Origin of the sequence: Pseudomonas sp. S4_EA_1b, assembly GCF_016307435.1 — a bacterium.
Classification (GTDB): Bacteria; Pseudomonadota; Gammaproteobacteria; order Pseudomonadales; family Pseudomonadaceae; genus Aquipseudomonas; species Aquipseudomonas rhodesiae.
This window is the reverse complement of record NZ_JAEILC010000076.1, coordinates 1-23,936: the sequence shown is the minus strand read 5'-3', so window position 1 is coordinate 23,936 and position 23,936 is coordinate 1. Positions and strand designations below refer to the sequence as shown.

Genomic DNA, 23,936 nt, shown 5'->3' with positions numbered 1-23,936 from the left:
CTCAGTTTTTGCGGCCGCCATGCAATATATAATTGCTCCCAACTCATCTCGTAAATCAGCCCACTTTCTAAGCGTTCTGTTGAAGCGTAGAACTCTCGAACAGACGCAGATGCCCAGGCCTTGATGCCGAACTCAACAGTCCGCAAACCGTCAACCCTGCGTTCAAACACTTCCAGTTCAACGGGTAGATTCGGTTCTACGTTGATGGTCATGGGGGGCCTCAATCAGTGGCGTGTCATCAAGCCTGCGAGCATTGCGATGACCATGGCCAGTTTCCCACAACAGGGCCAACTGGCCATAGCCATGCATACGACCGGGAAGCCGGATGATGACGATTAGTCCGCCTGACTGAAAAGTACCCGAAGGCGCTTCAGCCGCATCGAGATGACTTGGGAGAGGGACAGCGGGCCGACGGCCATGATTCCGAAGAATACAGCCGCCAGTGCCGCCAGCCAGCCGGCCGACCTCCAGGACGCCGAGCTCCGAAGTGCACCTTTCTCGTATTCCACAGCCTTACGATTGCTGACTGTACCGTCGGTTGCCGTCTCAATCGCGTAGGCCACCTGAGGATCAATAGAGAAGCCAGGCTTACCAGAGCGCGTGTCCCGCCTCAGGTTGGCCCAGGCGCTGGAACGAAGTTCCTTCGTCACTTCCAGAAGGACCTTTGGCTCATGGACGTTGGCCGCGATCGCCGCTTGGGAAAGGATGAACACCTTCGTGAAGTCGTCGATGTCGGCTTTCTCTCCCAGCAGCTTTTTGATCGTGAGGTAGTCCTTATCTTCGGCGGCAACCAGTAGCTTGTTCTCCGTTGGAGCGACCCTGCCGCTTTCGGAGTCCGTTGCTTCGAACATCGCGCCCAATATATTGGGTGCGATAAGGAGCGGCATAGCCATGAATAAAGGCATGATGTTTTGACGCATTAATGCCGTGACAATGCCGAAAAGCAATGCAGCGATTCCAAGACCGCGAAGTAACCATCCCGTCGCGATGTCATAGAGCATGTCGTTCACATTGCCAAAAGTGGCCGTTGCACCGGATAGGCCGCCGAGACCACCCCCTGTTCTGCCTCCGCCGTGGGATACGGCTTCAGGGGCGAACAAACCAGCCGCATGCTCAGGAATCACGATCTGGTCGATAGCCGACGTGGGTAGGTGGCTCCAGCCCACGGCATAGCAGATCAGGGCCGCCAAACCGGCGGCAAGCGCGACTCCACCGGAGATCACTGCAAACCGAAGTAGCAACCCCGCTCGATTAGCCAAGGCTGACACTGGCTCCTGGTAACTCTCTGCCAGCGTCGCCTGTCGTGGTGCCTCCACCATCTGCTGGGGAGGCTTCAGCTGTGTGAGTAGGTTCTCCAGGAACCCGGAGAGGACTCTCATCAATGCAACTCCTTCATGGGGGCGGCCTGGTTCTCCACTCGGCTCAGGCGTTTCTGCAGGTCGATACGCATGCCATGGATCTCGCGCTCGGCTTTCTGGCGGTTCTCGGCGCCGTCACGCTGCAGCTTGATGACTTCTTCGACGGTCTTGATCAGCGTGTCCTGCACGACCTTCAGGGTGTCCACGTCGATTACCAGGCGCTGGTTCGCCTTCGCGGTCTCGACGGAGTTGCGGTGCAGCAGCTCGGCGTTGCGCTTGAGCAGATCGTTTGTGGTGTCATCGATCTGGTTGGCCAGCAGCACAGCATTACGCTGCTCGTTCAGGGTCAACGCCAGCATGAACTGCCGCTTCCAGGCTGGGACGGTGATTTCCCGGATCGAGTGGAACTTGTCGACCAGCATCTGATTGTTGGCCTGGATCATCCGGATGGTCGGCAATGTCTGCATGGCCGATTGCTGCAGGGCCGTCAGGTCACCAATACGCTTGTCCAGGTTGGAAATCAGGTTGTCGAGGTCGGCCAGTTGCTGCAGGCGCGCAGGGTCGTTGCCGATATCGCCGCGCATCTGGTTGGCCTGGACCGTCAATTCGCCCAGGCGCTGTTTACCCGCGGCGATGTGGATGCCCAGCAGGCGGTGCTCTTCACGGACAGACAGGAACATGTCTTCCAGGCCGGCGTTCCGCGTGATGATGCCCGACTGGGTCAGGTTGACTTCGGCGACCAGCTTTTCGATCTGCTGGCGGGTGGTGTCAAACTCGCCCATGACTTTGCGGCGCTTGAGGCTGAGGCGATCGATCAGCGGGCCGACGACAGGAACGCGCGAGCGGGTGTTCAGCAGGGCATTGACGTTGACGCCCTGGGCCACGGTGAGCACTTCGGTCAGTTTGGCGCCGGCGTCGTCGAGGTCGCGGTTGCGTACTTGATCCAGAAGGCTGTCGGCATAGCGGGAGGTATGGTCAGCGACCGCACGGCCGAACTCCGCCACGGTGAGCGGATTGTCACCCTGGATTCGAGCCGCCAGTGCGTTGATCTCGGGGATGTCCTGCTCCTGGAGGCCGAGCGCCTGCAGGTCGGTGAGGGCGAGAGCGGTAGTTGTGGTGGACGTGGTCACGATGGCTGGTGCTTGCACGGGAATTACCTCGGAGTCGATAGGAGTCGGTTTCGATTGGCGAAGGCCGGTTAGTGGTGCTTCATGCCGTCGAGGCTGTGCGACAGGCTGTTCATCAGCGCCTGGTGAGCCTTGCTGGCTTCAGCAACCATCGTCGGGGACATGTGGGTGGTGGTGATCAGCGTCAGCGTGTGCTGGCGCCATACCGGCACCAGCACCGAGACCGTTTCGCTGAAGCGGTCGAGCATGTCGACGGCCTGGGCGCGACTCAGCTTCATCTGGCTGATGCTCAGTTCGTGGGAAGCCAGAAGGGTTGCCAGGTTGGCCAGCTTGCGGGCCAGCCGTTCGCGTGGACGATCGAACTCAAGCGAGCCCTCGGCGATAGCACCGGCGTTAGGGTGCTCGTCCAGGTACTCACGGCCAGCCTGGATGAACATCTTCAGGCAGGCGGTTTCCTCGCCATGGCTGTAGATCAGCACGTCGATGGCGGTCACGGTGTCACGTACGCCCTGAGCATGACCTTCGGCCTCGCTGAGCAGCTGCTCGAGCGTCTTGCGGGCTACTCGGTAGCGGACTTGCTTCTCCAGGCCGCCGCCGAGGAAACGCTCTAGCCAGGTCGGAGGCTTGGTGATCTTTTCCGGGCTTGCGTCCGCCATCTTGGACAGGACCTCTGCGATTTTCGCAGCCAGTGCACTTGCGGCGCCGTTCTCCATGAGGGAGGAAAGCTTGTCCATATTGGCGGAAGAGGTAGCAAGGTTGCCGTATTCGCCAATGCTTGCCGGCTTTTGGAATAGCTGGGGAAGCACATGGCTCTTGAGGTGGTCGAGGGTGACCACGGGCATGTTCATGGGGGCTCTCCTGTAAATCCGTTATGCCCGGCTCAATGCTGGGCAGCGCTAGAACGCCATTGCCTTTACAGGCAGGAATTCCTTGAGCGGATTCTCCAGAGAAACTGGAATATGCAAGTGGTGCATTCGTCCCACTTGTGGGGGCAGTTAGGCGTCTTGGGGAGCCAGGTGGCTAAGAGTGCGGGGGAGGGCTGAGGGGTTGTTGCTACTTGCGAACGAAGAAAGAAAGCCCAACGCATACGCGCTGAGGCTGTTTCGGCTTTCAGTCGTCGGTGGCCTGCTGGTGCTGCTCGTCCACATCAATCAGGGCCTGGAGTAGTGCCTGCAACTCGGGAGGGAGTTGCTTGGCGGCGATAGTGTCGTCGCCCTCGTCGCACGGATGCACCTCGACCCGATCCAGCGCCTCGCGGAGGACTTTCTTGGCAGCCTGGGCCAGAGGGCTGGCATCGGCACCGATAGAAGCGAGGAGATCACGCTTCATCGGTATTTCCTTCGTCTTGCTCGACGCCACAGCTGAGCAGGATGGCATTGATACGGTCTTTTTGCTCTGGATGCGAAGCTGCTATCTCCCGAAGAGCCGGGAGCATCTCCATCACGATTTCAGCAGCGTTCACTCCAAACTCCGAGACCGCGCTTTCAAGCCAAGTTACAACTTCGCTTGGCTGAATGGCCTCTCGATTCAGATTGCCGATCACAGAAACTATGGAGCTTTCGTGGTCGTCAAAAGGAATGACCTGGACAGGAATTATCTCGATGTTCAGCTGCTTCGCAGCCATCCAGCGCGTTTCACCCTGGACTATCTCGTAAAGGCCACCTGCAACAGGACGGACCACCAATGGCTCGACGATTCTGCCCAGAGTACGAATGCTATCGACCATAGCGGCTACTTTCGCCTGGCTAGGCGGGGCTGGTCGGCGGCGATTTCCAATGAGTTTATTCGTTTGAATCGCGGTGGCATGGGTCACGGTGGGCTACCTAGTTGTTGTCAGACCCCTCGATCTGGGCTTGAGCATTGATGGTGCAGGACAGCACCTGAGGGTCGAAGGATAGCCCCAACTGCTTAAACGAATCCAACAGGCCGCCGGCGACGGAATTCAGAACCACAGGTACGACCTTGCTGGAGGTTGCCAGAGCAACGGAGCGGGCCACGCCGGCGTCTGTAAAGCAGCCGATAATACTGATCTCGGGGGCATCCTCACGGGCATAACCGCCATTCAGGCGAGTAACGATGTGGAGGGTGGGGTTGGTATCCATAGGGCGTCTCTTGATCACTCGGGCTCAATGACAGTGGCAGAAACCACCTGGTCTTCGGGGTACATGATACGGCGAATGTCTTTCTCACTGACCTCAAGCGGAATGAGGCTCAGCCGATCGAACTCCTGGCTCTGTTGGTACTTGGCGTGTTCGCCTTCCAGGTAGTCGGGGTTGTCAGACTGTCCCACTTCATCCATGCAGGCCAGGGCCTCCAGGGCGTACTGCCCAGGGTAATCGCACTTACGTTGACCAAACAGAACGAACAGTTTCATGGGCTTTCCTCAGTTACTTGCTTTCAGATGAGGGGGGAGAAGGCTTTATCGATTGCAGTGCTTTCGGCAACCCCCTCTGCTTGTTTTCGGGTCTTCTCACAGCCACTGGCAGCTAGCTGTCCCTCGACAAGGACTATCCAGTGCCATCCAGAGCTGGTTTTCTCGACTGAGCGGGATACGTGCCTCATTCCGCGTGCGTTGAGGAATTCACGATGCAGTTTGCCTGCCTTGTAGCCAGCCAGATACTTACGGCCCTGAACCGAGTGTACGGAGAAGGGGGGAGCGCACTCACGCATCATGAGACCATCCTGCCAACCCAAGGAGTATCCTTCTCGTTCGAGGGTTTCGATCTCGTCTTTTGTAGCTGCTTTGGCCACGGCTCGTTTCTTCAGTCGGTCGTAAGAAAGGATCTTTTGCAGATATGCAGCAGTAGTCGTGCTCGAATGCCGCATAGGCCCGCATTGAGTGAGGCTACCGTTGAGTTTTCCGTGAAAGATTGAGGCTTTCCCAAGCCCGCCGCATGCATTCCTCGCGGCTGATCTTCAGGATGTTCTCAACCCACGAACGCCCGACGCCAGTCGGAGTCTTCCGGCCGTCCCAGGCTTGCGCGTACCGGCGCCACATGGCTGCCCGGAACTGATGCCCAGCAATAACTGCGTTGCTCATCCTCGACCCTTCTCTACGCGTGTGGTGGGATTGGTTAGGCGGAACGCAGGACGTCGTAGATATCGAAATCATCGTCGTTGACCGACGACTGCGCGTCAGCCAGGAAGTCTGCAACGATGTGGTCAGCTTGCTGGCGACGGTGTGCATCAGCAGCCAGCTCAAACTTGCCCGCGGCTTGAGAGCCAATCACGGCTTCGACCTTAGCAAAGCCAGCACGCTCAACAGCGGCGGTATAGGTGGCGATCTTCTGGGCGTGGCGCTTGCGATCTGCGTTCATATCCTAGTCCTCTCAATCATGTCTGCTCAGCACCAGGCAGAGCAGCACTTGAATGTAGGTATTGTTCCACAAGATCGAAAAGCGCAACCCGGCGAATCATCCTGCCTGAGGACCTGGGGTAGGCCAGCAAGCAGGATGGCAGTGGGGCAGAGGGCCGGATCTCAGCCGTTCGATCGCTTGATCTGATCCTTAAGCTGTACAGGCGGCTGCCGGATGGTCAGCACGTCGCGGCTTTCGTCGTACTCGATCTTATTGCCGAGCAGGTGCGCATCGAAGCTGATTGAAAGACCTTCGGCACGACCGGTGAAGCGCTTGAACTGGTTGAGGGTCCGCTTGTCGGCCGGAAATTCCGGGGACATGCCGTAATCCTTGTTGCGGATGTGCTCGTAGAAGGCGCGAGGGCGATCCTCATCGATCAGGCCGGACAATTCTTCCAGGGTGATCGGCTGACCAATCTTGGCCTGGGTGGTGGCGTAGTCGACAAGGGTGCCAGTCTTCTCGCGAGCTTGCTCTTCAGGCAGATCCTCGGCCTCGACGAAATCGCTGAACGCCTTCAGCAGCGTGCGCGTCTCACTCGGCGCATCAACGCCTTCCTGGCAGCCGATGAAGTCGCGGAAGTAGTCCGAGACCTTCTTGCCGTTCTTGCCGCGGATAAACGAGATGTACTGCTTGGACTGCTTGTTGTTTCGCCACTCGCTGAGGTTGATCCGGGCGGCCAGGTGCAGCTGCGAGAGGTCGACGTGCTTGGTCGGCGTCACATCCAGCTTCTCGCTTACCGTGATGCCTTCCCGGTGGTGCAGTAGGGCGATCGACAGGTAGTCGGTCATGCCCTGTTGGTAGTGTGCGAACAGCACGTGGCCGCCAGTGGAAAGGTTGGACTCTTCCATCAGCCGTTGAAGGTGCTCGACGGCGGTAGTGGTGAAGTCACCGAATTCCCGCGCACCGTCCAGGTAGTCTTTCAGCCAGCCGCTGAGGGGATAGGCGCCCGACTCATCGTGGAAGAAGCCCCAGGCTTTCCCCTGCTTGGCGTTGTAAGCCTCGTTCAGGTCGAACAGAAGGTTCTCTGTGCTTTCGTTGAGCGGAAGCTCGGTCTCGCTTTGATGCAAGACGGCTGGCGAGCCGTCCGGCTTCTTGTCGATCAGGTGGATTTGCATGTGCCGTGCAGGCATGGGGAACCCCTCGTATGTGGATGCCCATTCAGGCTCGCACGAGTCAGGCAATGTGCAACACCCTGTATTCGTCCCTTACCTGGCCCCTTAGAATGGGCCCCTACTGCTGATGGCTGGCTGCCATCAACAGCGGGTCAACGTCGCAAAAATTACCCCATAGTCAGGTGAAGAGAATGTCCCGAGTGAACGATCAGTCCGATTTTTTAGCACGCCCGCCGATGCTGTATTTCCGTGAGGAAACGTGCGACGAAGCCTGGGAAACCTTGCTTGGTTCACGGGAGGCTATGAACGCTCTTTGGCGAGAGGTAGTGGAGTCAGGGATAAAGATTAATGGCAGAGCCAAGGGCGCACTGAAAGCAATTCCACGCGGTGCATTGCTGACCCTAACGATTCTGGATCCCGGCGTATTTAAGGCCTTCGTAGACAAGATAGGGTTCAAGCGAGCAAACGAAATAAAAGACCTAGTCGACTTACATAAGCAGATGGTGAGACTTCTAGGTGAAGAAACGTATAACGGATTACTCCGTGATATAACTGGGGCGCGGGCGGATCATCTACTTGATAGGGTCGAAGAAGCGATTCCTGAGATAGGGGAAATATGCGATGCCGGTGGGTTCAGCCGAGAAATTGCCACGTCAGCGGTTCTGATATCCACCCTGCTGAACAGGGACGAGGAGCTATCTGGAGGGAAAAACGTTTATGTCGTGGACATGGCTCTGCACCTCTTGCTCATGTCCATCCCTCAGCCAATCATCCGTGAAGCGCTTATCTCTTGCTACGAACGCCTAGAAGACGTTTATGGTGGTCGCGTCATTGAGTCGATCACCGACTCCCAGGGGCTGAACGCAGAGAGCCCTCTGTTTGAGAGCAGCCCCGAAGTTTCTGCATATTACCTAGCAGACATAATCTCTCGCTGCAGCCGGCAAAGGTTGATTTGCAGTAATGACGCGGTCGATTTCTATCTGGAGACGATTCAAGCGTTCATGCTGGCATCTAGACCGGACTCTTATCTTGTAATTCACGCATTCACCACCCTGCTAGTTCGTGCCCATGGGAGCTGGCAGACCAGGCTGTCCATACTGTCTGATCTAGACCTCAACCCAGGAGCACAACTCAGGTTAGAGAACCTATCGAAAATCGTTTTCCCTGATGAGGTTCAGCTTGGGGACCATGAGGTCTTGGCTGAAGCAAGAAACTTTCTGGCTTCGCTGAATACAGAGTTGGAGTGCGAGCTCTTCGACGAAATTGACGATGCGGTTTCTGAGATCGAGGAGCTACACGAACAGCTCGCAACGCTGCTCAGGGACAAGGGGGATTTCAAAGAAATTGGAAGCCTGAGCCAGAAAGGTGATGAGCTGTCGAAGAAACTCCCAACCATGATTGATGACGCGCTCGACCGCATGGAGCGGTTCGCCGTAAGCATCGACCGCTTCAGTGCTGCAGTAGCCCGTGCAAAGGATCCTGGTGCTCTGGTGGAGGAGACCCCAGCTGCAGTTCCCCCGCCGGTAGAGCAAGTGGAGGCCCCTCCAGTTGTGATCGCGCCAGCCCAGGCTCCTGCACCAGCAGCTGATGAGTCAAAGAATGATCTGGAGCTCGATCTGCTCAATGCCAACGACGCCCTTGAAAGAGAGCTCAAGGAGTCTAGAGCGGATGTTTTCCGGCTGAACCAGCTTGTCGAGGCGCTGCAGAAGCGTCCAGACCAGCCATTGGGTTGTGCTGACGAAGATCTTGCTGCCCTTTCTTGCCGGATCGCACGAGGCCGGCGTCTTTCGCCCGAAGAGATCCTGCGGTTCTATTCCTACACGGCCAAAGATCGAGTCGAGATTCTCGACTCAGCCTGGAAGAGCGCTCGCAGCGCCGAGCACTTTGCTCAACCAGACAAGCTGATTGAGATGCTGGGCAAGCTGCTCTTCGAGTACCTGGATGAAGTGCGCAAGGGCGTGCCCATGGGGAAGGTGGGCCGCGAGATGTTCAGCAATGGCTTTGCCGCCAGAGAGTCCCAAACGGTTCAGGTCACCACCCAGATGCGAGCGCAGAGGGAGTTTGTCTACCAGGGGGCTCCGCGGTTCTTTGAGTACCGCTTGAGGGTAGGGAACGGGTGGGGGCCGGTAGAGAGCATGCGGGTCTACTTCGATGTGCTCGATAACCGTGTCGTTGTGGCCTACGTCGGCCCGCACCTCGAGCAGGCTGGAACGAACTAATCGACTAACGCTTGGGCCCTACGGGGCCCCTATTAGCATTGAGCAAGGAAATTGGTGTGATTTGGGACAGGCTCCGCCAGGCGGCAGGTTTTTTCAGAGGCATCAGGTACGTCGAGCCAGAGGTTGGACAGGCGACAAGCGAGGAGATCGAAGGGTTTACTGAGCTGCTGCAGATTGAGGCTGGGAACGGCCACTTCACTGGCCCGAAAACAATGGTTGATGCTGTTCAGTACGTCTGGGAGTTGCAAGCGGCCAATGAGGCCGTGAGCCGAGGAAAGCCGGCGATGGTGACGACCTACGCGGTCAGAGTGCAGGGCCAGGCCATTGGACTGTGCGTGCTCAGAGCGACTGAAAACGCAGCAGTCCTAGATCTGAACGTGGTTCTGATTAAGTCGAAGTGGAGGAAGAGAGGCTTTGGCCGCTATGCCATAGATGCCTTCCGCACCGAACTGGCCAGTACCGGCCGTAGGATGCTGGTGCGGTGCATGCCTGCTTCGGCCGGGATGATCAGCTTGCTTCAGCAGATGGGGTTCGAGGAAGTCCCTGCGGGGTCGGGTACGGCAAGACACTTCCTGACGACGTAGTTTCGCCCAGTTAGCTGACTGCAGGCCGAGCGTATGCGCCAAACGGTTTGGAGGGGATTGCCCCGTCTCGGTGATCGACGCGTCCGGGGTTCCTCGGTGGTTCACTGAGCTTCAGGGTGGCCATTTCCAGGTTGGCGAAGGTGAGTCGGGCCTCTGGGCACTCTGCAGGCGAAATTTCGGCAAAGGTGGCGCCAGTGTCCATGGCGTAGACGTTTCCGAGGCGCTGCATGCCTTTCCACTGGATGCGGTGGCCAACGAAGACACGGCCGATGCCTGCTACGCCGCTTTGGTCCCGCTGCTTGATCCGGCTCTCCCCCCACAACGCACTGTGTGTCGTGCGCTCATCCCCAGCTTCGATGTTTGCAGTGAACTGCTGCCAGGACATGCCGATCGGCACTTCGGCGTGGACGATTCCGACGCTGCCACGGGTGGTTTCGATTTCGATCGCGATGGGCAGATCCCTGATAGCGTTCAGGATTGCCTGGCGGGTAGCCTTGTCTGTATCCAGCCACCATCCGAAGCCGTTGTGGCGTGCAGCCCATCGCAGAACCTCTTCTGGCGGTTCCCCGTTGGCATACAGCTTCCGAAGCTCATCCTCGTGATTGCCGGCCACGGCGTGGACGTAGGGCTGGTCCAGGAACTTCGCAACGCGATGAGATCCCTTACCACGGTCGATCAGGTCGCCCACGGACAGAAGGAGGTCTACCCGACGATCGAACTGAACTGCCTTCATGCCCTCGATCACGAGATCGAATGCGCCGTGCACGTCGCCAATGCCGAAAATGCGGCCGTGCCGGTTGAGGGGGAGGCGACGTACGAGCTGGCGGTTGAGCATCTGGTTGAATCCTTGGCTAGTGCGGGTAGGCCGGCGAAGAGCCTTCTGCGGCTCTGCATGCCTGCCCAGCTCGCCAGCTGGCGTATGCCGGCGTCTGTTTGTCATGCGCAGTGACGAAGCCTGCCCCGAAGGTTGTCCCCCGGTAGCCGTGCCAGAATGCTTGCCCACCACCGGCACCGCTATGGGGCGCACCATCAGCAGTGAAAAGGTCGCTATGGCGGCGCTTGTACTTGCTCACCATCGAGTCGAACTGGTTGCGCAGGATGGGGTTTCGGAACCTGTTGTTCATCGCTGCACCTGGTGAGATGTCACGGTTTATCCTGCACAGAAGCGGCTACAAGCAGATCGTCGTAACTTGGCTCCTTCTCCGCACATGAAAGCCCTATCTGCTCAATGAGCAAGTCGCAAATGCTGAATGCATCACCGTACTGCCCCTGTCTACGGAAGAGAGCAGCGCGGGCCATCAGCAGGCCTGGACGGTCGCGCTCGGTAGGATGGTTGGAAATGCGGTGAACCTGGCTCCCGCTACCAGTCGCCTCGTGAAGGGAAGGTGTAGCCAGGGACACTGCTTCCTGCTCGCCGTATTCCGGCGTTTCATCCAGGGCGCTGAGGCGTTGGTCGACGCGTAGCTCCAGCAGTTGCTCGAGCTGAAGCTTTGCAGCTTCATCTATCAGCTCGGCCTCGTGCAGAGCCAGGATGTACCCCTGGAGATGCACCTGGCGCAAACGGACGTCATCAGGCGATCGTTCATTCTGTAGGTTTGCCAGCTGGCGTAGGAAGTTCTGGCTGATATCAGGCATGGCGCCTCCCGTTAATCCTTTGGCTTGACGACGCGTAGCCCCTGAGTCGCATGCCGCAGGCGGGCCTGAGACTGCTGGAAGGACTCACCTGTATTGATGGACTGGACAAAAACCTCTGCAGGGGTGGTACCAGTCTCCTCCTTCATCTTCTTGCTGGCCTCTGATAGGTAGTCCACGGTCAGCTCCATCAATGCAGTAGCGATATCGCGGGTCTTGGGCATGGTGTCCGCGATCCAGTCATCGCACATCATGTCGTCGTCATCGAGCTCTATTCCGAGGTGCTCACCTATCGAGGAAACAAACTCGGCGTATCGCTTAAACAGCAATGGAATGCCGAAGAGGGTTTTTTCGTTTTGCTGAACGACGTAGGCAAAATCTTCCGGCTCAACCACGCTCTGCCAGATAGCGTTGATCTCGGATTCAGAGACTGGCTTCAGCTCTTCAGTAATCGCCCTGGCCAGGGCAGCTGTGGCTTTGTAGATATCAACGCAGTGGCCAACCCGGAAAAGGGCTTTCAATTCGTCTACTGTTTGCTGATTTACGGACATGTTCATCTCGGATCTGCTGCGTTTCTTACCAGGCTGAAGGGGAAGGGAGAGCCGAGTAATTCTATGCCGGGCTTTGAAGAAGGGGTGTTTGTTTCTCGATAGCCAGGCGGAGAGCGTCAGGGGACTTGAAGAAACCATCGATCTGCCTGGCAAGCAGGCATAGACCGGCCAGGCTGTCGTGGAAGAATTTTGCGGCCTCTTCGGTGTAAGGCATACGGGACAGGCTTTCCATCCACTCATAATTCTGGGCGAGGCCGGTGAAAGCGTTCAGGCGATACGCCCAGTCCATCCTTTCATCCGAGTTGAAGCGCCCGATGTCTACTTTCTCGTACGCAACCTTCGTCCCGGCGGCGCCACGGCGATACTCGACCCGGTCAACAACGTGTGCGAACAGTCCGACGTGGTAGTGACTTGCAACCTTCGTGGCCGATAACGAGCTGACGGCACTCCAGTCGCCACCTTTCTCACGGTCATCCCCGAGATAACCGTTAGGGGCAATGCTGCCGTCAGGATTTTGCCAGAAGGCAACCTTGAGATCTGTCGAGTAGACAATGACCCGTTCGGCAACACGCTCAGTCTTGAGGTGTTCTTCCATTGCCTTGCGAACCTGGCTCTTCAGCTGATCAAGATCACGGCCACGAAGGAAAAGGTTCTTCTGCGGTTGCTCAAGCCGATAGCCGAGACCAAGACAGATCTCCTCCAGTTCGGCGGGGATGACGATGCTAAACACGCCATTGTCTGTGACGGTTACCGCTGCATCGAACTCCATGCTTTCACCGGCTAGGTTCGAATGGGTGAAGTGGTGCTTTCCTAAGCTCGGCATTTCGCTCTACTCGTAGTCGGTTGCTCTCGACAGCGCACCGCCCTGGATGCGCTCTCGGGAGGCCTGGCCGCGGGCCAGGCTGCGGTTAGATGGAAACAGCCGTGAAGTTGACGCCTTGGGCGGGTAGGCCGCCGACACCCTTGCAAGTTCGTTGTGCCCGCGCTGCGGCCTGTTCGGCTTCACTCTGCGTGCTGAAGAGCATCGCCCGCTTTACCGAGCCAATACAGGCCGTGCCCCACTCTTCGCACCATGCGTGCAGGTAATCGTGGCCACCTTTGCCATATGTCCGTTTAACGGCGAATGTCATGTTCTCTCCTCGAGTGCCTTCAGCAGCCAGCGGTTAGGCGTCCTTCAAAGTGTCCAGCAAGGTTTCGACTTCCTCCTGGATCTGCTCCAGGTCGTCTTTCGTCACGCTGCGGGGCACGCTCGTGTCGTTGTACAGATTGCGGATGGCATCGATGATTTGGTCTTAGGTCATACGCATCATTGTTACCTCATGATGAGGCCCTGAATTTTTCAGGGCCTGAAGTCAGTTGAGCCCCAGGGCCGCCTTGGCGGTTACTTCAGTGCTGCCGGCAAACCTGCAGAAGTACTTCACCGCGCGATCGGGCTCGCCGTAGCCCAGGATCTTCTTGGCATTTCGCAGGGCCCGCTCAACGCGGGTGACATCACGAAGAGTGTCCAGCCACGGCCAATGATCCCAGGTGGCTCGATACCCTGCGTGAGACTCGACGAGCTCCACGGCGACATCCATCACCGCAGGCAAGCTTTCCTGCTTGATGGCAGTCTCAGCACGCTTGATCCAGTCGCTGGGCAGCTCAGGGACTGTGCTGCGTTGGTTCTGTGCCGTGGCGATGGCATCGCGAACGGCTTCAGTCACTTTGGTCATTCAGGTGTTCTCGCGATATCAGCTGCGGGTGGTATTGGCGACCAGCTGCAGGCTTGCACAGGTGCTTTCCAGCTGCTTCAGCAGCTTGATGAGTTCCAGGGTTTTTTCAGCGATGGCGTCAACCAGGCGTTCGGTAACCTCGGAGGTAGAGGTCAACATGAAGCGGGCTTCCTGGTGCAGGATGTTCGCTGCGCGCAACGTGCCCTGCACCAGCTCACGGCCCACAAGTGCCTTGGCGCGTTCGATCTGGTCGATGGAGTAGCCAGAACTCTCGTTTACCCCAGCTTCGCGAATACGCTGCAGGCGCTGCTCCAGCACGGTGTCGACGCGATCGAGGAGATTGGAGAGGTGTTCATTGTCACCCTCGATCGCCTTGCTCAGTTCGACGGTGCGTTGATCGCCGGCCGGAAGGTGGCGGGTCCAGTGTTCATGAGTAGCCATCAAGGCATCTCCTTTGGATGAATTGGGTATACCTCAATCATCCATGTTTCTTCGAAAGCGCAAGGCCGCATTAGGCCCCATCCACGAACCGCCATTTTTCTGGAGGGTTCTTGATCTGGCAGGAAGGCTTTACGACGGTTCTCCCCCTGGGAATAGCCATCCAGTACGACTCGACATGGGAGTGCCGATCAACGATCAGGTGTTTGAACACGAGGGACTCACAGTCCAAGCCGCGGACATGAATCGAGGCGAGCGGAACATGCTGAGTGAGCAGAGACGAAGGATCCGCGGGTATTTCCACTTTGAAGAGAGCGGTGGCTGCCTTGCCGCTTTTGACTACGGCGCCCGCCAGAAACCATTCGCCGCTTGGAGATTGTTGGAGCTGGAGGTAGTTGCCATCCTGCTCGGGCCAAGGTGCCAACTGGTCGTCGGAAGGGGAGCAGCCGGTCAGGGCTGCACAGAGGAAGATGGACGCTGGTTTCAGCGGGTTCATGGGGGAGCCTCATTGTCAAAGAGGCTTCCCATACTATGCACCTGCAGATGCCGTGCAACTCAAAACGGTGCACTTTTTTCCACCTGTGGGGCATTCTCTCAAACAGCTAGACCGCCAGCGACAGCTGCTGCTTCTGAAAGAGAACCTGCTCGCCCTTCCAGGGGAACATGTCCATTGGGTTGAAGGCCTGAACCTGGCCTTCGGGGAACTCAAGCAGAATGCCATGTGCTCGAGAGTTCACGATCTCGAGAGCCCCGACGTGCCGACCAATCCGGTTGTGCCACTTCCCGCTACCACCGACAACCTCCCACTGCGACTGGAAGGGGCTAGGCGAAACCCTGACCAGGCGTGAGAGATCTACCGCTATGGGCGAATCTACGCCCTCAAGCTCCAGGGTGGGGTACTGCCGCGGGCTGTACTTTGGTAGGCCGGCCTTTGCGAGGATCGCATTGGCGGCCTTGATTGCGGCGTCCTGAGCGGCAGTGGTCTTCATCATCTTTCTCCGTGTGCGAAATACTTCGATGCTCGCACAGCCTAGAAAAATGCAAGCGTAGGTGCCGGTCAGACCTCAATTTCGGTTTCGGGCAGACCTAACCAATGCAGTGCATCTTCAGGCCTGTGAAAGTAAGCCGTGTTCCCAGGCTTTTTGTCATTGCTATGAATGATTCCGGAGCCATCAGGATTGAGGGTGATCGTAATCGGGTTCTCATAGGCAGTTTGCAACTTGGCCGCCCATTCAGAGACTGTTAGTTCAGATATCTTTTTCGTTTGAGCGCTCATGCTGACTCCTGAGATGCACGATTCTGGATTCCCTCTTAGTGATCCCGCTTCTGCACCGAGTAGCCACGCTCAGTCGCGTCTTTAATCGTCATTATTGCATCGGCCAGCTTCTGGCTAGTGCCCTCAACATAGTCCGGCCATGGCGCGAAGGGCTGCTGAGAGTCCCGGTTGAACAGGACAGTGGTGGGGCAGCGGTAGGTGAGGGGGCCTGCGTCGCGGAACTGAACTAGGGCCATAGCGCTAACGCACTGTTCCATATCACCAAGATCGGCCATTTCGCGTATTAGGCCAACATTGGCGATGCCATCTTCGTCAGTGCTGAAAAATGACAGGTGCTGGTACGCAGAGATGCAGCCGACAACACCGGCCAGAGCCATCACAGTCAGCCGGCCAGTGGCCCAGAACCCAATTTTCCCCTCCACCCAGGCAGAGCGGGCGGCAAACAACCCCATCACCAGAAGCCCCAGCGAGCCGGCGAGCATGAAGTAGATCTGGCCGCGACCGTAGTTGATCGGCGAACCCTTTTCCGCATCGATGAACAGGTCACCAAAGAACAGGACCAGAAGTGGCGCGCAGAACGCTCCTGCGACAAGCATTGGGACTATGGGGATGAGAGGGTTGGGACGGGCGCCTTCACCGCTGTGAAGGAAATCCAGCGTTTTGAAAATATGCTTATGCAGCGACACGATAGCTACCAGCATGACCATGGAGCAGAGGAGCAGGTAAAGCATTTGAGGTCCTTAGTGAACGGATATAACGGCAAGACTGCTGTGTGCAGCCTCACAAACGGTTTCGTGGGGCGCTAGTTGTCAGCGAGCCGGGCGACGACATTGTACTTCGGCCCGTATCGGCCGTTGGCCTCGCGCAGTTGTTGCCGGACCTGCTTTTCCGCATCACGACGGTTGAGGGCGTCGACATGCTCAACAGTTTCGCCAAAGGTGAGACTGCCGCTGTATAGAGTGACTGAGGGCGTCACTGTGACTGCATAACGACGAATCCGCCCAAGTTTGCCGAGCGGCTTGGCTGGCGCCTGGGGGTTCTCGTTGTCATCAACAAGCAGGGGCAGGGGAAGCCTGGGCGGCAGGCCAAGGGCAGCCTCAACCTCCTGGAGGGTGCCTTCTATCGGATCGGCCCCGTTCCCTTGGTGGAACGCATAGAAAACTGGCGCACCGTTGCGCATCAGAACGCCAATACGAGGATCAAGGGGATGGGGAATAGCAGTCATCAGGGGGCTCCATAAGCCGTTTCCGATGACTGCAGGTTCTCACGCCCCGGAGATCATGCAAGGGGCTAATAGCGCCGTCTGGAGGGCCATTAGCTCAGCTGCTTTCGAAGAAGAGCCTCAGCCCGTCCTAGGGTTTTCAGTATCTCCCGCTTTGGCGAGCAGTCGCGATATCCAGAGTCCAGAAGCTCTATGACTTTGGACAATGCCGACAGGCGCTGCTGGTTGTCATCGTAGTGCAGTAGGAGCGGGCCCTCGTAGACTGAGATCGTGTCTATGTTCAGGTCTTCGCTGGGCAAATACTCATGGCAGACCCATTGGCTCAGGTCAGACCACGCCTCGTAGGCGAGCTTCTTCGCAGGATGCTCATCCTGGCTGTAGGTGAGGGCGTAAAGGATCGGTCCGATCTGCATGTGGAACGCAAGGGGCATTGGCTCAGCCGGTCGCCACAACGAAGCTTCACCGCCGGTCCGGGAACCGTAGGGAAGTGAGCCATTGCGAACAACGCCGAGAGGGGATGGCATTGGCCGCGGAGTTCTCTCTATCCCACTTGCGCGCCGGCCGGGACTGTAGAACTGGGCCGCATAGCTGCCAGTATCGATGCCTGGCTTGACCCACTTGTAGCTTTCAACCATGGCTGAAAGTTGTTGCTCCAGCCGCTGAATGAGGTCTTCAGATCGGGAGAAAATCAGGGGGTGGGCTCTGCCAGGTGAATAAATGCCTTTCCAGCTGGTTTCAGCCAGGTGCAGATCGCTCCACTTCAGGCTGTCTCTGTCTGAATCGGAGATGTAGTTGCTGTAGGGTTCGCTTAGCGTAACTGGCTCTTTCGTCTCAGGGTCATACCAGTAGCTGCAATGGTCTGACAGGAATGGGGCGCGCAACTCGCGCTCAATCGAGGGCTCGCCCGCTAGGCCAGTACCTGCCATGAAAAGTAGGGCGCGAGCTGCTCTCCCTAGGGCAGTGTACGCATCATCTTCCGAGCAGCAGTCGAGCCTGGTTTCAAGATGATCGCTGGCCTCAAGGATGAAGCCTCTCAGGTATGGCGTGTTCTCGAGCGACACCTCCGAAACCAGCTCGCCCAGCGGCATCCTTAGAGGGAGCTGAAGCGTGAGGCGGCCGCAGCCAATCTTTGTGCTCTCATCGAGAAGATCCGTGCGCTCCTCCCAGTATGCTGTCAGGAAAGCCGAATGCTCGAATGGAACCGCAGGCTTCGCCAGGTGCTCCTGGGCGTCTCGTAGATCTTTGAAGCCGGCCCTGCGAGCTGCTTCATCCAGGGCTTCGTGATGAGCTATACCAAGCTCCCGGCCAATCGACTTGGCGTGACGCTTGAGGCTGGCGAGAGAGGTCGGATGGATTGCGGTAGGGGACATAGTCTTTCCCAGGCCCATATGCAGCATTGCCCGTCACCCACTGCACATCAGGGCCATTGAAAAGGCCATGCGGGATGGTTTGAAAGGTAGTGCCGCTGGCAGCTTCGCAATGACGGGTTGCAGGTGCCCACCAAGCACCTGCTAAAACTATATCGCGTTCATGCAGGATACCTGGCCATCGGTTCGCCCCCTGCACGAGGACATGCGACCAGGGCGGCGGCTGCATTGGGGAGTGGTCTAATGGTCAGCTAGCCAGTCTGACTTACTGGGTTGCCCCTGCTACTTTCCGCCCCATGGGTTCCATTTCTGGCTCAGCCATGGGCGCGGCAACTAGACCACTTTCCGATACAGCCCTGGAGGAGCCGTGACGAACCTCCAGGGGATCGGGCCTGCTTGGGGGCCCGGCAGGCGCGGGTGGGGGGTTAGGCCTCGGTTTCCTCTTCTTTCTCTTCCTGCTGTTCCTGCTCGCCCTCGGCGGCCGCTTTCTTCATCTTCGCTTCGAGGGTCTTCTCGCGCTCTGCGATATCGGCCAGCAGCTGGTCAAGCTTGCCGCGGGTTTCATCGGACAGGCTGGTGTAGCCAGGATCCTGGGTAATGCTCTTGGCGGTCTCGTACAGGCTGTCAGCCTGGCGCTTCACCAGCTTCTTCAGGGCGGCGCCCGGCAGGTAAGCGTTGGTGACGCGGCTCTTACCGGCAGCCTTGGCGGCGGTCAGGCCTTGCTTGAGGACTTCAACCGCCTGATCACGGTGCTTGCGCATCATCTCGACCGCGAAAGTGGCCGCGACTTCGCCGTTCTGCACCATGGTGACGATCGACAGCGGTGCAGAGACCAGCTCCAGCAGCATGTTCACGTAAGCCTCACCAAAGGCCAGGCGCTCAGCAATCTGGGCTTCCTTCCAGCCGTAGCCGAACAGGCGCTTGCAGACCAGGGCAGTCTCGAAGGTGGTCAGGGGTTTGCCGGTGTTGCTGGTTACCAGACCTGCAACCAGGTCCTGCAGCGAAGTGCCTTTCGCCGGCAGAGCTACGCACGGAATTTGCTGGATCTCAGCGCCTTCGGCGATCGCGATCTTGACCGCAGCCAGACGGCAGTGACCGTCGGTGACTACCAGGCGACTTTGGCCACCTTCTTCGAGGACAACCACTTCCAGAGGCTTGGAGGCCTTGAAGCCTTCAGCTTTCATCTTGTTTGCCAGGCTGCGGATGTGCTCCGCCAGGGCTTCGTCCTTGATGCGGACGTTCAGGCCATCAAGAACGTGGATCTTCTCGATATCCTTGGTCTCGATCATCCAGAGGTCGCGGGACTTGGCACCGCTCATAGCAGCTTTGATGCCACCCAGCAGCAAGTCGAACTTGAACTCGGAAGAGGGGATGGCGGATTGGTCGAGGATCATTTCTTGCTGGCTCATGATGTCGCTCCATCGGAAGTCGTCTAAGTGGCTTTGTGCCTTACGACTTCTACTCTACGGATGTCTGGAAATATGCAAGCGCGCTTTGGGCCCGGCTTTCAGTACCAACTGAGAAATTTGGAAAGTACTTTCTGCTCGTGATGCAGGCTTGCCTGGGCCGTGTCGTCTAAGCAGCTCGTTCCACTTTCGACGCGGCAATTTGAGCTGCACTCCAACCGCGGCCGCGAAGAAAATGCCAGAAGGCGCTCACTGCCGCCTCATAGCTCCGCTCGGCAAGCGTGTATTCGGCAATATCACCAGTCATGGCATTCGTCGATTTGAGCTTGATCGTCACGGCTTGGCCTCCTCTGGCACCGAATCAGCAAGTGATTCCGTCACCTGGGAAGGAATGTCGTCCTGGCGGATGTCAACGGGTCGGTAAGCATGGCGCGAGTTTTCACTACCTTTGTCGCTGAGGTAGTCGGCCAAAGAGGCCTCGGTGTGCTCTTGGGTGAGCTGCATGCCATCGCGCAGACTGACCAAGGTCAGATTGCCATCCTCGTGATTGCGGCGAGGGTCATAGCCGATGACATAACGTTCAGCCCGGTTGTGGGAGTCGACCTGGCGTCCCACGTGGATGTCGCACTCTTCCCAGGTGTACTTCATATTTTTGCCTTTGATTGTCAGTGCTGTGAGCTGTTAGGCCGGAGTCGGTACCCAGCGAATATTCGAGATAGGGTCTTTGCCCTGCACCAGCGCCAGCGCATCACGCAGTTCCGAGAGGACACCGCCAGTGTTGTCGTTCTCATGCTGCACGAAGGCAACGGAGTCCAGCAGCTTGATCGCATTTACCAATGCAGATTCCAGAACGGTTTCGCCCGGTTTCGCTTTCGGAGTGCCGGCCACGATCTCGGCAACTGCTGCGTCAGCCTGGGGATGGTTCTTACCGTAGCCTTGTTCGCTAGCAATGCGCAGCGGACTGGGGGCAGCAAGAACCGCGGCTGCCAGCTCAGTGGACATGCATGCGCTGCTCAGGTCGGCGCCCAGCATCTCCAGGGCTCGCTGGTCACTGAATACGAAACCATCAGCCACCCACTCCTGGGCGACATCGAAACGAACGATCCAGCTGAATGGCGCAGTCTTGGACATGGCAGGTGCTCTCGTTGGAAGTGGTATGGGGTTAGGCTTGCTGAGGTTAGGCGCTTTCCGAAGCAGCCTTCCGAGCCCAATCAGCAACTGGGAAGTTGTGCTCATCAGCAAGTGCGACGGCGTGCTGAATCTGGGGAGTAGTCCAGCCGGCATCAACGATGACCTTTGCCGGGTCGTCGCCCATCTCATGCAGTTCGCCCGAAGCAGTGGTCACAGCCACCGGCCAGGTCCAGGAAAGACCCACCACACCTTCATCCAGCACCAGCAGTGCATGCCCGCCGAGGACGTCATCGTCACACTGAGTCGCGTCGTAGGCATCGCCGGTGCTGTCGAAGGTATGGGTATGGGTCATCTTGGTGATCCTGGCCGGTGTTGGTGATGAGCAAAGCTTCTCATCAGTCCCCAAAACTGCAACGCAGCTTGTCAGGCGTTATCCGATCGGCTGGCCAGTGCTTTGCGGGCACGGAAAAGCGGCTCAGACGTCACCGAGAAGGCGCTGTCATAGTCGATTCCAGGCTTGCCGAATGGATTGTTGTTGTGAGGCGTCAAGGAAGTCCGCTGCTGGCCCTCGCCCATGTCCAAAACATGCTCATACGCAGCCGGTGGCTGCAGAACGTCCATTTCGAGCAGCAAACGCGGAAGTGCCTTGCGGAACTGCTCGACGTATTGCTCTCGGCTGGAACCCCAGCGGTTCAACAGGCACACGTCGTCAGGCTCGCAACCTTCATCCTCCGGTTCATCCGAAGGCTCGCCCGGCACCATGAAGAAGTCATGCTCGACCGCGTCCAACAGGTCGGAGAAGTGCTTGAGGTTCGAAATGTTCGTCAGAATGACGGATGGTGTCCGTGCAGCCGTACCAATGCCCAGCAGATCGCAAACCCTTGCAAGGGTGCTGCTATCGTCACCACTCTGCGGGGCAGCTGTACCGTAGAGGGACAGGAGGCTGCTTTCGATCTTGGTCCGAGCACTCTGCAAGTCATCGCGACTGGGCTGATTGGCTGTGTGAATCAGCTTGTCGACGATGCCCAAGGCCGCTTGTAGAGCAACCGCATGAGTCGAGTCGGCGGCAAAGCTGGTAAACAAGGGGGCCACGGTATCAGCCAGCACCAGCAGCTGGTCGCGGTCGTCGTCCTGGTTGTCTTCCCACTTCTTCAGGCCGGCCTCAAGAAGGGCCACCAAGAAGTCCACGCGGGCCTCATAGTTCTTCGGCACTGGGGCATGCTGGACGGAAGCCGCTGCGCCCAGGTACAGAGGCGCATCATCGATCTCGCTGATTCGGTCATGCCCTGCAGAGGTAAGGGTTACCCCGGAGTCAGTTGAGCTGTCGATGTGAGCGATCGGGGCGCCTTGAGGCTGCTCAGCGGGGGTAGGGACACTGATACTCTGGATCTCGCATTCTCGGATCTCGAAGCTATCCGGGGCACGGTGGTAGACGTGGGTCCACTCGGTTTCAGAGCTGCTCCCCGTCGGCCGGCAGCGGAAACCGATGACCGTCACGCCATTGCCGGCAGCCCCGGAGCGCAGGCCTGCGTCGAACGCCGCGCTGGCAAGCATCCACTTGTCCTCGCGTAGAACATCCTGGCGACCGGGCTCTTGAGCCAGAAACCAGTCGTTCACATTGCTGAATGGCTTAGGCTGGGTAGGTGCCGAGCTGGTGGGAGTTTCAGGCTTTTGAGTTTGGGTGGTCATTCTTTTCTCCAGGGCCTGGGGGCCAGGTGTGGTACGTAGCATGTACGGTTACAGGTGAAACAATGGCTGCTCAGGCTGGTGTTTCGATGGGCGCCTTGCCGAAGAAGCCTTCGAATGCCTGCATATCGCAGTGATCCGCTATGTTGATGGCCGCGCCGCTGTCTGTGCCGGTGCGGCTTTTGAGGCGGGCATATGCCTTGCGGGCTGCTTCGAGCAGCTCGGGCTTCACGCTGACCTTGTGCAGCGCATCAAGGGCCATCGTCACATTGCTAAACCCGAGAACGCGGGCCTTCTGCCAGACCTCGTCATAGAGCTCAGCTTTGTATTTGTTGCTTGTAGTGCCATCGCCTTCGTGGCGCGAGATAACTTCGTCTCGCTCAGTGAAGGCTTCCTGCATCTGAGCGTGAGCTTCATCTGCAAGCTTGTTCAGCAGCGTGATGTCCTGCTGATATTTGTCCGCGGTAACCAAAGGTCCTTCGGGAAACGAGTCCAGAATGGCAACCAAGTGGTCACGATAGAGGCGCAGGCTGCTGAGGTCGGTCCCGTCGACGTAGCCGAAGCCGTAGCTGTCAGCAGAGCTGGGTACCTGGATTAGCTCCGGAGCAGTGATTTCCGGCGAGTTCGGATCCTCGTGCTCGTTGCCTGAGGAGTTCAGTTCCTGGTCCTCGTCGCAAGTGGCCAGCTGGTACTGCGCCATGCGCTGCGTGAGGAAAGCACAAAGGTACTTCTGCCAGTCGGCATCTTCGGTCGCATAGGCGTACTCCTCGTAAAACCGCATGAGGTTGCGGTCAGAGGTGAGCTGGTATGCCGAGCTGATATCGCGAGCTACGTCGGCAGGGGCACCCAGAGCCACCAGCCCCTCTTCGAGGTCGGCCGGAAAGGTGGTTTGGTTGACCCAGCAAAGGGCGTTGAATGGATTGCTGCTGGTCACGATGACTTCCTATTGGTGGTTCGCCAACCTGCGTTCGGCGTACTGTTGTTGGCGGGAAGAGAGAAGGCCTGATCGACAGGCATTCCAGCCTTCAAGCGGCGCCTGATGGTCGTCTCGCCAGCCGGCGAATGCCGTGCGAGTTCGGTGATGGTTCCCGACAGGCCATTCCAGTTGTAGAGGCTTTTCTCGCGCCTGGAGGCCCGTGCTCGAGTGATGGCAGCTGTAACTGCAGCGCTAGTTTTTCGACGAGCGTTTCCGAGCTTGTTGCCGAGAGTGGTTCCTCGTTTAGCCCAAGTCAGAGCGGGCATGGCGCCGAGGATCGCCCAGAACTTATAACTGCTCATCTCTAGGGCGAGCCGGGTCTGGGTTTTGGACCATCCCCGCGCGGCTGCCTCCCGGATGAACTGCTCGATATCCATCTGTTGCAGGCCTAGTCGAGCTTGGTGCCAGCCGGGATCAAGGCTTCTACCGCGTGGAAGGCCTGGCAGGCCGGGCCATGCAGCTTGCGCATCTCTGCTGCGGCAAACGAATAGCGCTGGAAGGACGCTTTGCTCTCTGCACTGTCAGTCTCTGCGTATTGCACAGCGCAGCTCTTAGCGAGGTCCTCGAGGCGTTTCACCTCGGCCAGGATGTGTTGGGCAAAATCGTTCGCGGCTTCAGTTTTCATGATGTTCCCTGGATAGGTCGCTGGCGCCATTGAGTCTGTTTCAGAGCAACAATTCTGCCTCGTCGGAGGCCACCGCCGCCGTGCACAAGGTGCTTGATTGCTGATCGATATCGCCAGAATACATAGAGCCTGCAGTATGGGGTTGTAAGCCGGAAACC

36 protein-coding genes are annotated in these 23,936 nt (G+C 58.0%); 2 read left to right on the top strand and 34 right to left on the bottom strand.

What is annotated here, in order from left to right; genetic code table 11:
• From YA0848_RS22655 to yejK, 11 genes are all read right to left on the bottom strand, one after another.
• A partial coding sequence (locus tag YA0848_RS22655; protein ID WP_198731431.1) for a hypothetical protein occupies positions 1-212 on the bottom strand: 212 nt, incomplete at its 3' end.
• Between the two features lie 123 nt (positions 213-335).
• Positions 336-1,379, bottom strand: coding sequence for a hypothetical protein (locus tag YA0848_RS22650; protein WP_065327534.1), 1,044 nt, complete (start codon positions 1,377-1,379; stop codon positions 336-338).
• Positions 1,379-2,506, bottom strand: coding sequence for a toxic anion resistance protein (locus tag YA0848_RS22645; protein ID WP_332874091.1), 1,128 nt, complete (start codon positions 2,504-2,506; stop codon positions 1,379-1,381). The genes YA0848_RS22650 and YA0848_RS22645 overlap by 1 nt, the downstream gene beginning before the upstream one ends.
• 50 nt (positions 2,507-2,556) lie before the next feature.
• Positions 2,557-3,333: a protein KlaA gene (locus tag YA0848_RS22640; RefSeq protein WP_065327536.1), complete on the bottom strand. Its 777-nt coding sequence runs from the start codon at positions 3,331-3,333 to the stop codon at positions 2,557-2,559.
• Positions 3,334-3,595: 262 nt separating this feature from the next.
• Positions 3,596-3,814, bottom strand: coding sequence for a hypothetical protein (locus tag YA0848_RS22635; protein ID WP_065327537.1), 219 nt, complete (start codon positions 3,812-3,814; stop codon positions 3,596-3,598).
• Positions 3,804-4,298 (bottom strand): ParB/RepB/Spo0J family partition protein, encoded by a 495-nt coding sequence (locus tag YA0848_RS22630; RefSeq protein ID WP_083196142.1) that lies wholly within the window; start codon positions 4,296-4,298, stop codon positions 3,804-3,806. The genes YA0848_RS22635 and YA0848_RS22630 overlap by 11 nt, the downstream gene beginning before the upstream one ends.
• A 10-nt stretch (positions 4,299-4,308) precedes the next feature.
• Complete coding sequence (locus tag YA0848_RS22625) at positions 4,309-4,587, bottom strand: hypothetical protein (protein ID WP_065327539.1); 279 nt, start codon at positions 4,585-4,587, stop codon at positions 4,309-4,311.
• 14 nt (positions 4,588-4,601) lie between these two features.
• Positions 4,602-4,859, bottom strand: a complete 258-nt coding sequence (locus YA0848_RS22620; RefSeq protein ID WP_065327540.1) for a hypothetical protein — start codon at positions 4,857-4,859, stop codon at positions 4,602-4,604.
• A 23-nt stretch (positions 4,860-4,882) separates the two neighbouring features.
• Positions 4,883-5,311: a hypothetical protein gene (locus YA0848_RS22615; protein WP_065327541.1), complete on the bottom strand. Its 429-nt coding sequence runs from the start codon at positions 5,309-5,311 to the stop codon at positions 4,883-4,885.
• A gap of 248 nt (positions 5,312-5,559) precedes the next feature.
• Positions 5,560-5,802, bottom strand: a complete 243-nt coding sequence (locus YA0848_RS22610) for a hypothetical protein (RefSeq protein ID WP_065327542.1) — start codon at positions 5,800-5,802, stop codon at positions 5,560-5,562.
• 161 nt (positions 5,803-5,963) lie between these two features.
• Positions 5,964-6,971, bottom strand: a complete 1,008-nt coding sequence (gene yejK, locus YA0848_RS22605; RefSeq protein ID WP_065327543.1) for a nucleoid-associated protein YejK — start codon at positions 6,969-6,971, stop codon at positions 5,964-5,966.
• A gap of 173 nt (positions 6,972-7,144) precedes the next feature.
• Here yejK and YA0848_RS22600 point away from each other — a divergent pair, with 173 nt between their 5' ends.
• On the top strand, positions 7,145-9,172 hold the full coding sequence (locus tag YA0848_RS22600) for a hypothetical protein (protein ID WP_086250761.1): 2,028 nt from the start codon (positions 7,145-7,147) through the stop codon (positions 9,170-9,172).
• A gap of 38 nt (positions 9,173-9,210) precedes the next feature.
• The gene (locus YA0848_RS22595; protein ID WP_232925161.1) at positions 9,211-9,756 is read left to right on the top strand and encodes a GNAT family N-acetyltransferase; all 546 of its coding nucleotides are present in this window, start codon (positions 9,211-9,213) and stop codon (positions 9,754-9,756) included.
• Between the two features lie 10 nt (positions 9,757-9,766).
• Here YA0848_RS22595 and YA0848_RS22590 read toward each other — a convergent pair whose 3' ends face one another.
• The 23 genes from YA0848_RS22590 to YA0848_RS22480 form a co-directional block, all read right to left on the bottom strand.
• Positions 9,767-10,591: a metallophosphoesterase gene (locus YA0848_RS22590; RefSeq protein WP_065327545.1), complete on the bottom strand. Its 825-nt coding sequence runs from the start codon at positions 10,589-10,591 to the stop codon at positions 9,767-9,769.
• Positions 10,592-10,607: 16 nt separating this feature from the next.
• A complete protein-coding gene (locus tag YA0848_RS22585; RefSeq protein ID WP_083196143.1) occupies positions 10,608-10,880 on the bottom strand; it encodes a hypothetical protein in 273 nt (90 codons plus the stop codon).
• A gap of 19 nt (positions 10,881-10,899) precedes the next feature.
• A complete protein-coding gene (locus YA0848_RS22580) occupies positions 10,900-11,391 on the bottom strand; it encodes a hypothetical protein (RefSeq protein WP_065327546.1) in 492 nt (163 codons plus the stop codon).
• An 11-nt stretch (positions 11,392-11,402) separates the two neighbouring features.
• Complete coding sequence (locus YA0848_RS22575; RefSeq protein ID WP_065327547.1) at positions 11,403-11,945, bottom strand: hypothetical protein; 543 nt, start codon at positions 11,943-11,945, stop codon at positions 11,403-11,405.
• Positions 11,946-12,000: 55 nt separating this feature from the next.
• Positions 12,001-12,708 carry a hypothetical protein gene (locus YA0848_RS22570; protein ID WP_141678431.1) on the bottom strand — a complete coding sequence of 236 codons (708 nt, stop codon included), beginning with the start codon at positions 12,706-12,708 and terminating at the stop codon, positions 12,001-12,003.
• Between the two features lie 139 nt (positions 12,709-12,847).
• A complete protein-coding gene (locus YA0848_RS22565; protein ID WP_065327549.1) occupies positions 12,848-13,069 on the bottom strand; it encodes a hypothetical protein in 222 nt (73 codons plus the stop codon).
• A gap of 222 nt (positions 13,070-13,291) precedes the next feature.
• Entirely contained in the window at positions 13,292-13,651 is a 360-nt protein-coding gene (locus tag YA0848_RS22560; protein WP_065327550.1) for a hypothetical protein, read from the bottom strand.
• Between the two features lie 18 nt (positions 13,652-13,669).
• Positions 13,670-14,092 (bottom strand): hypothetical protein, encoded by a 423-nt coding sequence (locus tag YA0848_RS22555; protein ID WP_065327551.1) that lies wholly within the window; start codon positions 14,090-14,092, stop codon positions 13,670-13,672.
• Positions 14,093-14,162: 70 nt separating this feature from the next.
• Complete coding sequence (locus YA0848_RS22550; RefSeq protein WP_065327552.1) at positions 14,163-14,585, bottom strand: hypothetical protein; 423 nt, start codon at positions 14,583-14,585, stop codon at positions 14,163-14,165.
• 106 nt (positions 14,586-14,691) lie between these two features.
• Complete coding sequence (locus YA0848_RS22545) at positions 14,692-15,078, bottom strand: hypothetical protein (RefSeq protein WP_065327553.1); 387 nt, start codon at positions 15,076-15,078, stop codon at positions 14,692-14,694.
• Positions 15,079-15,146: 68 nt separating this feature from the next.
• Positions 15,147-15,365 (bottom strand): hypothetical protein, encoded by a 219-nt coding sequence (locus YA0848_RS22540; RefSeq protein ID WP_065327554.1) that lies wholly within the window; start codon positions 15,363-15,365, stop codon positions 15,147-15,149.
• Positions 15,366-15,400: 35 nt separating this feature from the next.
• Positions 15,401-16,096, bottom strand: a complete 696-nt coding sequence (locus YA0848_RS22535; protein WP_083196144.1) for a hypothetical protein — start codon at positions 16,094-16,096, stop codon at positions 15,401-15,403.
• 71 nt (positions 16,097-16,167) lie between these two features.
• The gene (locus tag YA0848_RS22530) at positions 16,168-16,590 is read right to left on the bottom strand and encodes a hypothetical protein (protein WP_065327555.1); all 423 of its coding nucleotides are present in this window, start codon (positions 16,588-16,590) and stop codon (positions 16,168-16,170) included.
• 89 nt (positions 16,591-16,679) lie between these two features.
• Positions 16,680-17,957: a DUF5623 domain-containing protein gene (locus YA0848_RS22525; RefSeq protein ID WP_141678433.1), complete on the bottom strand. Its 1,278-nt coding sequence runs from the start codon at positions 17,955-17,957 to the stop codon at positions 16,680-16,682.
• Between the two features lie 422 nt (positions 17,958-18,379).
• Positions 18,380-19,363, bottom strand: coding sequence for a ParB/RepB/Spo0J family partition protein (locus YA0848_RS22520; RefSeq protein ID WP_065327557.1), 984 nt, complete (start codon positions 19,361-19,363; stop codon positions 18,380-18,382).
• Positions 19,364-19,529: 166 nt separating this feature from the next.
• Positions 19,530-19,697: a hypothetical protein gene (locus YA0848_RS22515; protein WP_176707251.1), complete on the bottom strand. Its 168-nt coding sequence runs from the start codon at positions 19,695-19,697 to the stop codon at positions 19,530-19,532.
• Positions 19,694-20,008: a hypothetical protein gene (locus YA0848_RS22510; protein WP_065327558.1), complete on the bottom strand. Its 315-nt coding sequence runs from the start codon at positions 20,006-20,008 to the stop codon at positions 19,694-19,696. The genes YA0848_RS22515 and YA0848_RS22510 overlap by 4 nt, the downstream gene beginning before the upstream one ends.
• Before the next feature lie 33 nt (positions 20,009-20,041).
• Entirely contained in the window at positions 20,042-20,491 is a 450-nt protein-coding gene (locus YA0848_RS22505) for a hypothetical protein (RefSeq protein ID WP_065327559.1), read from the bottom strand.
• Between the two features lie 46 nt (positions 20,492-20,537).
• The gene (locus YA0848_RS22500) at positions 20,538-20,843 is read right to left on the bottom strand and encodes a hypothetical protein (protein WP_065327560.1); all 306 of its coding nucleotides are present in this window, start codon (positions 20,841-20,843) and stop codon (positions 20,538-20,540) included.
• Between the two features lie 71 nt (positions 20,844-20,914).
• Positions 20,915-22,180, bottom strand: coding sequence for a hypothetical protein (locus YA0848_RS22495; protein WP_065327561.1), 1,266 nt, complete (start codon positions 22,178-22,180; stop codon positions 20,915-20,917).
• A 70-nt stretch (positions 22,181-22,250) separates the two neighbouring features.
• On the bottom strand, positions 22,251-23,111 hold the full coding sequence (locus YA0848_RS22490) for a hypothetical protein (RefSeq protein ID WP_065327562.1): 861 nt from the start codon (positions 23,109-23,111) through the stop codon (positions 22,251-22,253).
• Complete coding sequence (locus YA0848_RS22485; RefSeq protein ID WP_141678434.1) at positions 23,108-23,530, bottom strand: hypothetical protein; 423 nt, start codon at positions 23,528-23,530, stop codon at positions 23,108-23,110. Before YA0848_RS22485 ends, YA0848_RS22490 begins: the two co-directional genes overlap by 4 nt.
• Positions 23,531-23,541: 11 nt before the next feature.
• The gene (locus YA0848_RS22480) at positions 23,542-23,778 is read right to left on the bottom strand and encodes a hypothetical protein (protein WP_065327563.1); all 237 of its coding nucleotides are present in this window, start codon (positions 23,776-23,778) and stop codon (positions 23,542-23,544) included.
• Positions 23,779-23,936: the final 158 nt, after the last annotated feature.